This is a genomic window from Arcobacter rhizosphaerae, from assembly GCF_049472155.1.
In the GTDB taxonomy this organism is placed as follows: domain Bacteria; phylum Campylobacterota; class Campylobacteria; order Campylobacterales; family Arcobacteraceae; genus Arcobacter_B.
On the sequence record NZ_JBMOVW010000003.1, the window covers coordinates 194,649 to 208,515 of the forward strand.

11 protein-coding genes are annotated in these 13,867 nt (G+C 28.7%); 10 read left to right on the forward strand and 1 reads right to left on the reverse strand.

All coding sequences use genetic code 11. The features are described from left to right. Positions 1 to 27: 27 nt before the first annotated feature. Positions 28 to 2,220 carry a sensor histidine kinase gene (locus tag ACH5BH_RS06880; protein WP_404305036.1) on the forward strand — a complete coding sequence of 731 codons (2,193 nt, stop codon included), beginning with the start codon at positions 28 to 30 and terminating at the stop codon, positions 2,218 to 2,220. 2 nt (positions 2,221 to 2,222) lie between these two features. After that, positions 2,223 to 2,873: a response regulator transcription factor gene (locus ACH5BH_RS06885; RefSeq protein ID WP_404305038.1), complete on the forward strand. Its 651-nt coding sequence runs from the start codon at positions 2,223 to 2,225 to the stop codon at positions 2,871 to 2,873. On the opposite strand, the gene ACH5BH_RS06890 is transcribed toward ACH5BH_RS06885, so the two are convergent. Further along, positions 2,870 to 3,388, reverse strand: a complete 519-nt coding sequence (locus ACH5BH_RS06890) for a GNAT family N-acetyltransferase (protein ID WP_423297869.1) — start codon at positions 3,386 to 3,388, stop codon at positions 2,870 to 2,872. The two genes, ACH5BH_RS06885 and ACH5BH_RS06890, sit on opposite strands and share 4 nt — an antisense overlap. A 195-nt stretch (positions 3,389 to 3,583) precedes the next feature. On the opposite strand from ACH5BH_RS06890, the gene ACH5BH_RS06895 reads away from it, so the two are divergent. From ACH5BH_RS06895 to ACH5BH_RS06930, 8 genes are all read left to right on the forward strand, one after another. Continuing rightward, positions 3,584 to 4,657, forward strand: coding sequence for a TRAP transporter substrate-binding protein (locus tag ACH5BH_RS06895; protein WP_404305041.1), 1,074 nt, complete (start codon positions 3,584 to 3,586; stop codon positions 4,655 to 4,657). Between the two features lie 125 nt (positions 4,658 to 4,782). Beyond that, complete coding sequence (locus ACH5BH_RS06900; protein ID WP_423297870.1) at positions 4,783 to 5,379, forward strand: TRAP transporter small permease subunit; 597 nt, start codon at positions 4,783 to 4,785, stop codon at positions 5,377 to 5,379. After that, a complete protein-coding gene (locus ACH5BH_RS06905; protein WP_404305045.1) occupies positions 5,376 to 6,749 on the forward strand; it encodes a TRAP transporter large permease in 1,374 nt (457 codons plus the stop codon). The genes ACH5BH_RS06900 and ACH5BH_RS06905 overlap by 4 nt, the downstream gene beginning before the upstream one ends. A 222-nt stretch (positions 6,750 to 6,971) precedes the next feature. Beyond that, positions 6,972 to 9,812 (forward strand): FAD-binding and (Fe-S)-binding domain-containing protein, encoded by a 2,841-nt coding sequence (locus ACH5BH_RS06910; protein ID WP_423297871.1) that lies wholly within the window; start codon positions 6,972 to 6,974, stop codon positions 9,810 to 9,812. A gap of 71 nt (positions 9,813 to 9,883) precedes the next feature. Next, a complete protein-coding gene (locus tag ACH5BH_RS06915; RefSeq protein WP_423297872.1) occupies positions 9,884 to 10,708 on the forward strand; it encodes a peptidylprolyl isomerase in 825 nt (274 codons plus the stop codon). A 50-nt stretch (positions 10,709 to 10,758) separates the two neighbouring features. Continuing rightward, positions 10,759 to 12,186 carry an Asp-tRNA(Asn)/Glu-tRNA(Gln) amidotransferase subunit GatB gene (gatB, locus tag ACH5BH_RS06920; protein WP_423297946.1) on the forward strand — a complete coding sequence of 476 codons (1,428 nt, stop codon included), beginning with the start codon at positions 10,759 to 10,761 and terminating at the stop codon, positions 12,184 to 12,186. Positions 12,187 to 12,197: 11 nt separating this feature from the next. After that, a complete protein-coding gene (locus tag ACH5BH_RS06925; RefSeq protein WP_423297873.1) occupies positions 12,198 to 13,091 on the forward strand; it encodes an NAD(P)H-dependent glycerol-3-phosphate dehydrogenase in 894 nt (297 codons plus the stop codon). Positions 13,092 to 13,149: 58 nt separating this feature from the next. Next, positions 13,150 to 13,863, forward strand: a complete 714-nt coding sequence (locus ACH5BH_RS06930) for a TonB family protein (RefSeq protein ID WP_423297874.1) — start codon at positions 13,150 to 13,152, stop codon at positions 13,861 to 13,863. Positions 13,864 to 13,867 lie beyond the last annotated feature (4 nt).

Below are 13,867 nucleotides of genomic sequence, written 5' to 3' on the forward strand. Positions count from 1 at the left end.
ATAATAGCTAAATAGAGGAATATTTAAATGAAAAAAATTATACTATTTAGCTTACTAATAATAAACTTTTTATATGCAAATAATACAAAAGAAGTCTTATTACTTCATTCATATCATAAGGGGTATGTTTGGAGTGATGATATTTCAAAAACTATAGAAAAAGAGTTTTCAAAAAATAAAAATATAGAACTTACAACTGTTTATATGGACACAAAACATATAGCTGATCCTGTTTATTTAGATAAATTAGCTGCTTTGTATAAGGAAAGATTTAAAACTAGAACCTTTGATTTAATCATAGCAAGTGATAATAATGCCTTTGATTTTACTATAAGATACCATAATTATCTTTTTGAAAATTTACCTGTACTTTTTTGTGGTATTAACAATTTTGATAAAGCCTTACTTGATGAAAACAATATGAAAAAATATATGACAGGAGTAGTTGAGCAAGTAGATTTAGAAAAAAACTTTGAACTTATAAAAGATTTACATCCAAATATAAACAAACTTCTTATTATAAATGATAGATCAAAGACAGGTCTAGCTGTAAAAAGAGATCTTAGACCTATTATCAAAAAATATAAAAAAGATTTTAAAATTGAATACGTAGATAAAATGGAAATAGAGAATTTAAAAAATAAAGTTTCAAAATTAGGTAAAAATGATGTTATTTTATTTGTACTTCTCTTCAAAGATACTACAGGTAAATATTTTACATATAAACAAAGTTTTTTACAAATAAAAGAAGCTAGTAAAGTTCCTATATATGGACTATGGGATTTCTATTTAAATTATGGAATTGTAGGTGGACTTTTAACCTCTGCTATAGCACAAGGTGAATCCGTTTCAAAAATGGCTATTGATGTTTTAAATGGAAAAAAAATACAAGATATTCCTATTATAGATAAGTCTCCAAATAGATATATGTTTGATTTTAAAGAGTTAGAAAAGTTTGATATTGAAGTAGACAACTATTTAAGTGATTATATCATCATAAATGAACCAAATACAGTATATAGAAAATTTATAAAGTTTATAGTGTTTGCTGTAATTATAATTATGATTTTAAGTATTATTGTTCTGATTCTAAGAGCAAATATTAAAAGAAGAAAAAAACTTGAACTTGCTTTATCAAATCAACTTGAATTTGATAAAGTTCTTCTTGATACTATCCCTAACCCTATATATTACAAGAATGTTGAAGGAAAATTTCTTGGTTGTAATATAGCTTTTGCTAATTTAGTTAGTAAAGATAGAAATGAAGTTATAGGAAAAAGTGCTTTTGATTTTTTCCCTTATGAAATTGCTTTAAAAAACACAAAAATAGACCAAGAGTTAATGCAAACTTTTTGTACAAGTACTTCTGAATTTACCTTTTATACACCATCAAATAATATGAAACACATTATTTTAAATAAAGCAGTATATAAAAATATTGATGGAAGTGTTGGTGGGATTGTTTGTATTATGGATGACATTACTGAAAGAGTACAACAAAAACAGTTTTTAATACAACAAAGTAAATTAGCTGAAATGGGAGATATGGTCGCAGCAATTGCCCATCAATGGAATGAACCTCTAATAGAGTTATCAGCTCAAGTTCAAGATATTCAAACTTCATATCTTTTAAATGAACTTAAAGATGTTGATGTAAAAGATTTTGTAAATGACTCTATGATTCAAATAAAATATATGTCAAGAACTTTAAATGATTTTAGAAACTTCTTAAAACCCTCTACAAAGAAAAAACTCTTCTCTATTTCAAAAGCGTTAAATGAGATAAATGAAATTATAGGAAAACAAATTTTTTACTCAAATATAAATATGACATTTAACTATAAAAATAAAAATGAAGAACTTTTAATTTATGGATATGAAAATGAATTTAAACAAGTTTTATTAAATTTAATAAATAATGCTAAAAATAAAATCATGGAAAACAATATCTCTCATAATAAAAAAGGTAATATTGAAATTAATATTCAAAGAGATAAAAATTATAATATAATAGAGATACTAGATGATGGTGGAGAAATTGAAGATAAGATTATTAACTCTATTTTCGAACCATATTTCACAACAAAAGAAGATGGAACTGGCATTGGACTATATATGGCTAAAGTTATAGTAGAAGATAAAATGAGAGGTTCAATCACAGTAAAAAATGACCATGGTAACGTTGTTTTCACCATAAAACTTCCACATAAAAAGGTATAAAAATGAGAATTTTACTTTTAGAAGATAATAAAAAACTAAATGAAACAATCAAAAAAAGATTAAAACTAAAGGGCTATACAGTTGAAGCTTATATTGATGGAGCTGAAGCTTATGAAAAAATAACTGATGGCTATAGCTGTTTTATTTTAGATATAAATGTCCCAAATGTTGATGGAATAAAGATTCTAAAAAGAATTAGAGAATTTTATGAAACTATTCCAGTAATAATCATTTCAGCAAGTGTTGAACTTGATGTAATAAAAGAGTCTTATGACTTTGGCTGTAATGATTATCTAAAAAAACCATTTTTTATAGATGAACTAGAGATAAAAATTGAGAAGTTATGTAACATTCAAGACGATTATTTACATTTTGATAAAGACTGTTATTTTGACTATAAATCTTCTACAGTTGTAATTGATGGAGAAGAAAATAGGTTAACAAAAAAAGAGCGACTTTTAATGAATCTTTTCTTAACTAAAAAAAATCAAGTCTTATCTTATGAAAGTATTGAAAATTATGTTTGGGAAGGAAGTTTTGCTTCATTAGAATCAATAAGAAGTTTAATAAGACGTCTTAGAAAAATTCTACAAAAAGACTATATCCAAACTGTAGTTGACACAGGATATATCTTCAAAGTAGAATCAAACTAAAAAGAAAGAGACTCTTTCATTTGCGAATATAATTTTTTATATTCATCAAAAGAAAGTTTTCTTTTATAAGATAAAAGTAATAACTCTAAATCCTTTTGATTTTTCCTAAAAGGTACTTGATAGTGCTTAAATTCATTTATTTTAAAATCAAATTTTTCATAGAACTTTAGCCTTTTATGGCTAATTTCATCACTTATTAACTCAATCTCAAGAATAACATCTTTTTTATCTTGTAAAAAGATCTCTAAAATTTTTGAACCATAAGACATTCCTCTTAATTTATCATTTACTGCAAAATGTTCTATATAACTATAAGGTTTAAAATCCCAATAAAATAAAATAGCTATGATGATATCATCTTCAATAAAAGCTAAAGGTTTATATTTTTTATTATTCATTAAAGTCTCTTGCTCTAACAAACTTCTCTTTTCAATACTAGGAAAAGAGTTTTCATAAAGACTCCAAGCTTTTGTAAATAAATCCTTATCTTTGATATCAATTATTTTTAAATCCATTCTAATTACCTATTTAATCAAATTTTACGTACTTTATCCAAATAAGAGTTAAACCATAATTTAAGACGTTATATTTATATAAATTAAAAATTTTAGGCTGATTTCATACATAAAAAATACATTTTATCAGTAAAAATATCATATCATTATCATTTCTAAAAGTTAGAATTTAAACATAACAAATCAAAGGAGAGAATGATGATGTTAAAAAACACAACAAAATTACTTTTAACTTCTGCACTTGTTGCAGGTTTAAGTACAGCTGCTGTAGCAAAAGAGAAAGTGTACAAGTGGAAGCTTGCTACTACTTGGGGTTCAACACTTACACCATTTATTGATGCACCAAAAAATATGGCTAAAATGGTTAAAGAAATGTCAGATGGAAGATTAGTAATCAGAGTTGACGCTTCTAATAAACATAAAGCCGCACTTGGTATTTTAGATATGGTTAAAGGTGGTCAATATGATATGGGTCACTCAGCTTCATATTATTGGAAAGGTAAAGATATCAATACTTTACCATTTAGTACAATGCCATTTGGTATGACTACACCTGAACAATATGCATGGTTCTACCACGGTGGTGGAATGGAACTTATGAAAAAAGTTTATAAAAAACATAAAGTATTATCATTCCCTGGTGGATCAACTGGAAACCAAATGGGTGGATGGTTTAGAAAAGAAATTAATACTGTTGATGACTTAAAAGGTCTTAAAATGAGAATTCCTGGGTTTGCTGGTGAAGTTATGGCAAAATTAGGATTAACTGTTACAAATATTGCTCCAGGTGAATTATATACTTCACTTGAAAGAGGTACTATTGATGCACTTGAATGGGTTGGACCTGGAATGGACATCAAAATGGGATTCAACAAAATTGCACCATACTACTACACAGGATGGCATGAACCAGGTTTAGATTTACAATATCTTGTAAATGAAAGAAAGTTCAAAAAGTTACCAAAAGATTTACAACAAATCTTAGTTACAGCAATGAGAGTAAGTGCTTATGATATGTATATTCAAAACTATCACATGAGTGCTGAAGCATGGGCAAAAATTGAAAAAGATTTCCCAAACATCAAAATCAAAACTTTCCCAAAACCAGTAATGGACGCTATGAAAAAAACAAACAAAGAATTAATAGCTGAGAAAACAAAAAATAATCCATTATTAAAAGAGATTTTAGATTCTCAAGCAGCTTACCAAAAGAAAGCTAGAGAATGGACTAAAATGTCAGATTACTTATACTTAAAAGACAACTTATAAGATATATGTTATAACTCCCTTTCTTGGGAGTTATAATCTTCAAGATTCACAAGTTTAATAGGTCTTGTAAATATATTCATAAGTTTATGTTTATTTGACTTATTTGTAATTTCAAAAGGATTTTTATGCTGTTAAAAATAGAAAAGGCATTTGATAAATTTGCCGATATTATAGGATATATTACTGCATTTACTATGGTGCTTATGATATTAAATGTATTCTATGATGTAATTATGAGATATTTCTTTAATACTGGAAGTATCGCAATGCAAGAGATGGAATGGCATCTATTCTCGGTAATTATTCTTTTAGGTATTTCATATACTTTAAAAGAAGATGGTCACGTTAGAGTTGACTTAATTTATGATAGATTAACTGATAAGAAAAAAGCCATTATTAATATGGTTGGGGTGTTTACTTTTATTTTACCAATTGCTTTACTAATTGGTATTGGCTCAATTGATTATGTAATTGAAGCTTATACATCAAATGAGCAAAGTGGTGATCCAGGTGGATTAACAAATAGATGGATAGTAAAATCATTGATTCCATTATCATTTTTCTTACTAATTATTACATCTATTGGTTTCTTTTTTAAGAATCTAAATATTTACAAAGGTTTACACCAATATAACGAAAGTGGTTTAAAAAGTGAAATTGATCACTTAAGACAAGATATTCAAGACCACAAACACAATATCGAAGAAGGAGATAAAAAATGATTGGTATTATAATGTTCTTTACTGCATTGTTTATGCTTCTTCTTGGATTTCCAGTAGCATTTACTTTCGCAGCTGTATCTGTAGTATTTGGACTTATTGCAGGTGTTTATGAGATAATGTCTTATGCAGATGAGGGTGCAGAGCTTATGCCTTTACTTGCAGAAGGGATTGATGAAGGTATAGCAATGTTTGATTTTATGCCATTTAGAATTATGTCAATTATGCAAAATACAATTCTTATGGCTGTTCCAATGTTTATTTTCATGGGTATTGTTTTACAAAAAACAGGACTTGCTGAAAGATTATTAGAATCTATGGGATTCTTATTTGGTGAAATTAGAGGTGGAGTTGCTATTTCTACTGTATTAGTTGGTGCATTACTTGCAGCTTCTACTGGTGTTGTTGGAGCTTCTGTTGTTGCTATGGGTGTTATTTCACTTCCTGTAATGATGAAATATAAATATAATGTTCCACTTGCCTGTGGTACTATTTGTGCATCAGGAACTTTAGGACAGATTATTCCTCCTTCAATTGTATTAATTATTTTAGGTGATGTATTCCAAGTTCCAGTAGGAGATTTATTTAAAGCAGCTGTATGGCCAGGTCTTGCACTTGTTGGAGCATATATTTTATATATTGTTATCTTAGCATTTATCAACAAAGAAACAGCACCTGCTATTCCACCTGATCCATCAAGAGGTTCAAAAGGTAAACAAGTTGTTAGAGCTTTAATTGATATCATTCCATCATTAACTCTAATTTTATTAGTACTTGGTTCAATTTTTGCAGGTGTAGCAACACCTACTGAATCAGCAGCAGTTGGTTGTTTAGGTGCAGTTGGTTTATCTTTACTTTATAAAACATTCTCTGTTGGCATGGTAAAAGAGGCTTCATTAGAGTCTGTAAAAATTACATCTATGGTATTTGGTATCTTAATTGGTGCTACAGCATTCTCAATGGTATTCTCATACACAGGTGGAGAAGAATTAGTTGAACACTTTATGTTAAGCTTACCAGGAGATGAAAAGTGGGGATTCATTATCTTTACTATGATTGCAATTTTAATTTTAGGATTCTTTATTGATTTTGTTGAGATTTCATACATTATTGTTCCTATTCTAGTTCCAATTGCTATGAATTTAGATATCAACCCTGTATGGTTCGCAATTTTAATTGCTATGAACTTACAAACGTCATTCTTAACACCGCCATTTGGTTTCTCATTGTTCTACTTAAAAGGAGTTGCTCCTGCAACAGTTAGAACAATTCAGATTTATAAAGGTGTTATACCGTTTATTGCAATTCAAATAATTGTACTATTATTAGTTGCATTCTACCCAGAAGTATTTGGTATTAATCCAAATAGTTAAGGATTATTAAGAGTAAAAGCCTTGGCTTTTACTTTTTAATGTAGGAGTTAACCTATGAGAAAAGATTTAAAAAAACTAATTTCAAATATTATATATAAAGCAAGAGATAAAATGTTTAGCTTTATTTATGATCCACAACAAAGAATATATACAGTACCTAGACTAGAATAGTAGACATCCTTTTCAAAAAAAATTATAATATTAAATATAAAAGGATATAAAATGTTAGAAGGTAAATATCAAGATTTTTATAATCAAATTAGTACTCAAATTAAAAAAGAAAACATCTTTACAGATAAACTACATACTTTAGCGTATGGAACAGATGCCTCTTTTTATAGGTTAATTCCTAAAATTGTTATTAAAACAGATAATGCAGACGAAGTTCATAGTATAGTAACTTTAGCAAATCAAATGAATTTAAGTGTAACTTTTAGAGCAGCAGGAACTTCTCTTTCTGGACAAGCAATTTCTGATTCAATCTTAATCATTACATCAAGAAAATTCTCTGATTTTAGAATTTCAGATGATAAAACTGAAATTTCATTACAACCAGCACTTACAGGAGCTCAAACTAACAATTTACTTGCACCATTTGGTAAAAAGATTGGTCCAGATCCAGCTTCTATTAATGCAGCTATGATTGGTGGTATTGCGGCTAATAATGCTTCTGGTATGTGTTGTGGTATTTCTCAAAACTCATACAAAACATTAAAATCAATGAAGCTTATTTTTGTAGATGGTGCAAGACTTGATACAGCTTGTGAAGAGAGTAAAGAAGCCTTTAGAAAATCCCATGCAGAATTTTTAGCAGGTTTAAAAAATATCGCTCAAGAAACAAAAGATGATAAAGAATTAACTACTTTAATCAAGAAAAAGTTTAAAATCAAAAATACATGTGGTTACTCAATCAATTCACTTGTTGACTTTGATGATGAATTTGAAATTTTACAACACTTAATTATTGGTAGTGAAGGTACACTAGCCTTTATTGAAGAAATAACTTACTATACAGTTGAAGATTTAAAAGATAAAGCTAGTGCTTTAATTTACTTCAAAGATGTAAAAGAAGCCTGTAATGCAGTTACAAAACTAAAATTAGCAAGAGATGCAAAAACTATAGTTGTAGATGCAGTTGAACTTATGGATAGAGCAGGTCTTGCCTCTATTGAAAATGATCCTGCAATGCCTGATTTTATTAAAGATTTTGATGAGAACGTAACAGCATTATTAGTTGAAACAAGAGCTATAAATGACAAAGAACTTGATGTTCAGATCTCACAATTAGAAGAGCTTTTAGAAGAGTTTGATGTTGTAAGAGATATTTACTTTACAAAAGATGTAGCTGAATATACACTATATTGGAAAATTAGAAAAGGTTTATTCCCTGCTGTTGGTGCTGTAAGAAAAGTGGGAACAACTGTTATTATTGAAGATGTTGCATATCCTATTGAAAGCCTTGCTGAGGCTACATTAGAACTTCAAGCTTTATTTAAAAAACATGGATACAAAGAGGCTTTAATCTTTGGACATGCACTTGAAGGGAACTTCCACTTCGTATTTACACAAGATTTCAGCGATGAAAGAGAAGTAAAAAGATATGATGAATTTATGAATGATGTAGTTGATTCAGTTGCTGTAAAATACCAAGGAAGCTTAAAAGCTGAACACGGAACAGGTAGAAATATGGCTGCATTTATTGAAGTAGAGTGGGGAAGAACTGCTTATTCAATGATGAAAAGAATCAAAGACTTATTTGATCCAAAAGGTCTATTAAACCCAGGTGTAATCATCAATGATGATGCCCAAGCCCACTTAAAAAATCTAAAAGCAATGCCTGCAACAAACGATCTTGTTGATAAATGTATCGAGTGTGGATTCTGTGAACCTACTTGTCCTTCAAATGATTTAACATTAACTCCAAGACAAAGAATTGTAATAAATAGAGAAATATCTCAATTAAAAAGAGCTGGTGAAGATGAAGAAGCTCAAGAGTATTTAGATCTTTATCAATATGATGGTATTGAGACTTGTGCAACTTGTTCTTTATGTTCTAGTGCCTGTCCTGTAAAAATTGATACAGGAAGTCTAACAAAATATCTAAGAGCAGAACAAAACAGCCCAAGAGCAAATGGTGTTGCTAATTTTGTAGCAAATAATTTTTCAACAACTCTTACAGGGATGAAAGTAGGACTTCATGGGGCAAATTTAATGCACAAATTAGTTGGTACTTCTAGCATGGAAAGTATTACCAATACAATTAGAGATTGGACTAAAGGTAAAAGTGCTAAATGGACAACATCTATGCCAAAAGCAATTACGATAGATACTAAATTTGAGCAAAAAGCAAGAGATAAAAAAGTAGTATATTTCCCTTCATGTATAAATAGAACTATGGGAAGAAGCTCTGTATCAAAAGAAGAAAAAGAGTTATTTGATACAACTGTTGAATTACTTCAAAAAGCAGACTACGAAATAATCTTCCCAGAAAACTTAGGAAACTTATGTTGTGGTATGCCATTTAGTTCAAAAGGTTTCAATGATGCTTCAAAACAAAAATCTCAAGAACTAGAAAAAGCTTTAAATAAAGCAAGTAAAAATGGAACTTATCCAGTACTTTGTGATACAAGTCCATGTACTAAAAAAATGATGGAAAGCTTTGAAAATAAAATTGATATTTATGAACCAATTGAGTTTGCACTAGAATTCTTAGCAAAAGACCTAGAATTTACGCCAATTGATGAACCAATTACTATCCATACAACTTGTAGTTCAAGAAAAATGGGATTAGAAGGTAAGTTTAAAGAGTTAGCAAATTTATGTTCTACAAATGTAATAATTCCAGCTGATGTACAATGTTGTGGATTCGCAGGAGATAGAGGATTTAACTTCCCTGAATTAAATAAATCTGCTCTAAGAAACTTAAAAGTCCAAACAGCTGGTGCTAAAATGGCATTTTCAACTTCTAAAACTTGTGAAATTGGATTAAGTGATGAATCAGGGCTTGATTATAATTCAATTTTCTATCTTATAAATAAAGTAACAACTGCTAAAAATTCATAATCTTTTTTTAGTCAAAACAGATATTTACCATTTTTTTGGTAAAATGTCTGTTTTATTAAAAAGGATTTTTAATGTATAAACTTTTATTATCCCTATTATTGGGTTCAACACTAAGTTTTGCTGGAGTTATTAATGCTGTCGCAATTACAGTAAATGGTGAGCCTATAACTCTTTATGATATAGATAAAACAATGGTTCAAAAAAATGTATCGAAAAATAAAGCTGTAAATGACCTTATTGATGAAATACTATTTGAACAATTAGTAAAAAAACACAATATCACAGCAGATGTATTTGATGTAAATAATTATATAGAAAAATTAGCATCTACAAATGGTATGGATGTCTACTCATTTAAATCTATTATTAGACAACAATATAGAGATTATGATGTTTTTGAAAATGAAGCTAAAAAAGCAGTAATTAGACAAAAATTAATTGATAAACTAGTAAGAGGTCAATTAAAAATTGCTACAGAAGAAGATTTAAAAATCTACTATGAAAACAATAAAAAGCAGTTTACAACAGCAAAAACAATAGAAGTAACACAATACTCATCAAAAAGTAAAAATGCTTTATTAAATACTATTAAAAACCCTTTATTAGTATCAAATGAAGTATCAAGAAGAACTTTAAGTTTAGAAAGTACAAAACTTAATCCACAAATGCAATTTCTTTTAAATAAAACTAAAGAAAAAAGCTTTACACCTATTTTTACGGCAAATAGAGCTTACAACACTCTTTATGTGTCAGATAAAAAAGGTACTGCTATTTTAGATTTTGAGATTGTAAAAGGAAAAATCTTTAATGATGTTATGAAAGTTAGAGAAAAAAAATACTTAAAAGACTATTTTGAAAAAGAAAGACTAACTGCAAATATAAAAATAGTTAGATAAATAGCAAATAAAATAGGAAAAAATTAAAAGGATAAAAACTTATGTCAGATATGTTTGAAGTAATTATTGGTTTAGAAGTACACGCTCAGTTAAATACAAAAAGTAAACTATTTTGTTCTTGTGCAACAAGTTTTGGAGAAGAACCAAATACTAATGTATGTCCAACTTGTTTAGGACTTCCAGGAGCACTTCCTGTATTAAATAAAGAAGCTGTACATAAAGCAATTATGCTAGGAACTGCTTTAAAATCACAGATTAATCAAAAATCAATTTTCAATAGAAAAAATTACTTCTATCCAGATTTACCAAATGGATACCAAATCTCTCAATTTGAAGTACCCGTTGTAGGACTTGGTGAGTTAGTTATTGATTTTGAGGATGGAACTTCTAAAACTATTGGTGTTACAAGAGCTCACTTAGAAAATGATGCAGGTAAAAGTATTCATGAAGGAAATGAATCTCATGTTGATTTAAATAGAGCTGGAACTCCACTTCTTGAAATCGTATCTGAACCAGATATGAGAAGTGCAGAAGAAGCTATTTTATACCTTAAAAAACTTCACTCAATTGTAAGATATTTAGGTATAAGTGATGCAAATATGCAAGAAGGTTCATTTAGAGCAGATGTAAATGTATCTATTAGACCAAAAGGTGATGATAAGTTATATACAAGATGTGAAATCAAAAACATGAACTCATTTAAATTCATCGAAAAAGCGATCAGATATGAAGTAAATAGACATATTGAAGCGTGGGAAGATGGAATACATGACACTGAAATAGTACAAGAAACAAGACTATTTGACCCTGAAAAAGGTGAAACTAGATCTATGAGAGGGAAAGAAGACGCAGCTGATTATAGATATTTCCCAGACCCAGACCTTTTACCTGTAATTATTACAGATGAAATCATGGAAAAATATACACAAATTCCAGAACTTCCAGATGAGAAAAAAGCTAGATTTGTAAATGACTTTGGTATCAAAGAGTATGATGCATCAGTTATTACTGCAAACTTAGAGACTGCAAACTTCTTTGATGAAATGATGAAAGAAGGAATTACAGGTAAAACAGCAGCTACATGGCTAACAGTTGAATTACCTGCAAGATTTAGTGAAGGAATGACACTAGAAACTTCTCCTGTACAAGCTAAAAAATTAGCTCAAATTGTAAAAGCAATTGAAGATGGAACAATCTCAGGAAAAGCTGCAAAAGAAGTTCTTGATTTCCTAATGGAAAAACCTGAAAGTGAAATAGATGCAGTAATTGATGAACTTGGATTAAAACAAGTATCTGATGATGGAGCTATTTTAGAAATCATTGATGGAATTCTAGCAGCTAATCAAGATAAAGTAGAACAATACAAAAGTGGAAAAGATAAACTATTTGGATTCTTTGTAGGACAAACTATGAAAGCTTCAAAAGGTAGTGCAAACCCACAAAAAGTAAATGAGCTATTAAAGCAAAGATTATCGTAAGAAAGGTAGAGATGAAAGGTTCAATAGCAGTAATTGGTGCAGGTAAATGGGGTCAAGCCTTACACTTTGCACTATCTCAAAAACAACAGTGTTTAATCACATCAAGAACAAAAAGAGATATAAAAAACTTTGTTGATTTAGATACTGCTTTGAAGTGTGACTATCTTGTAATTGCAATACCAGCTCAAGAAATTAGAGCTTGGTTAAAAGATAATTTCAAATTCAATAAGCACAAAATTTTAGTGGCATCAAAAGGTATAGAAGCAAGCTCAGGAGAGTTTCTAAATGAGATTTATGCAGATTTTGTACCAGAACAAAACATAGGATTTATCTCAGGGCCATCTTTTGCAGCTGAAGTTATAAAAGGTCTTCCTTGTGCTTTAGTTTTAAACTCATCTTCAAAAGAGCTTTATGATGAGTTTGAGCCATTTTTTCCTAACTTTATAAAAACATACTACAGTAATGATGTAATAGGTGCTGAAGTTGCAGGAGCTTATAAAAATGTACTTGCTATTGCTAGTGGTATTTGTGAAGGTTTAAATCTTGGAAAAAATGCACAAGCCTCACTAATCTCAAGAGGTTTAGTAGAAATGCAAAGATTTGGTAAACACTTTGGAGCTAAAAAATCTTCTTTTGTGGGTCTAAGTGGAGCAGGGGATTTGTTTTTAACTGCTAGTTCTACTATGAGTAGAAACTTTAGAGTAGGACTTGGTCTTGCTGAAAATAAAAGTTTAGAGACTATTTTAGAAGAGCTTGGGGAAGTAGCTGAGGGTGTTAAAACAAGTGAAGCTATTTATAACCTATCAGAAAAACATGAAATCTATACACCAATAGCAAAGGAAGTGAAACTAGTACTTGATGGGAAAAATCCCTTAGATAGTTTAAAAGACTTATTAAGTAATTAATAGTTTTTTAACACTTCTTTACTAAAATATGCCTAATCAAAAAAGAAAAACGGCAATCATGAACTTACAACTACTTATAATATCTTTTTTATCAATAAGTGCGATTCATTACTATTTATTTAGTATGGAAATACCACAAAATAAAACAATACCCATCAAACAAAAAATTATAAAAGAGCATAAAGTAAAACTCCAAATGGCTCAAATACAGAAAGTTATGCCAAAACCTGAAACAATTATTGAAAAAACTATACAAAAACAAATAATTAAAAAAGAAGCTATTAAAAAAATTCCCCTTAAAAAGAAAACTATAAAGAAAAAATCAAAAATAAAGAAAGTTAAGAAAAAAATTCAAAAACCTAAAAAAACACTTAAAAAACCTATAGAGAAAATAGTAAAAAAAGAACCTATTAAACAAACAAAAAAAATAGTAAATCCTCAAAAGCAAGTAAATAAACAAAAAATAAAAGAAGAACAAAATAAACTAAAAACACAATATTTATATGCCTTAAGAGCTAAAATAAATGAAAATAAGCATTATCCAAGAATATCAAAAAGATTAAAGGAACAAGGGATATCAACTATATCTTTTAGAGTTTTAAAAAATGGAAACTTTATCAATATAAAAATATCTAAATCAAGTAAGAAAAAAAGACTAGATAAAGCTGCTTTAGATGCCATAATATCTACCAGCTCATTTATTCCTTTTTATAAAAAAATAAATGTAGCTTATATGGATATTACAATACCAATAGAGTTTAAAATACAATAAGGAA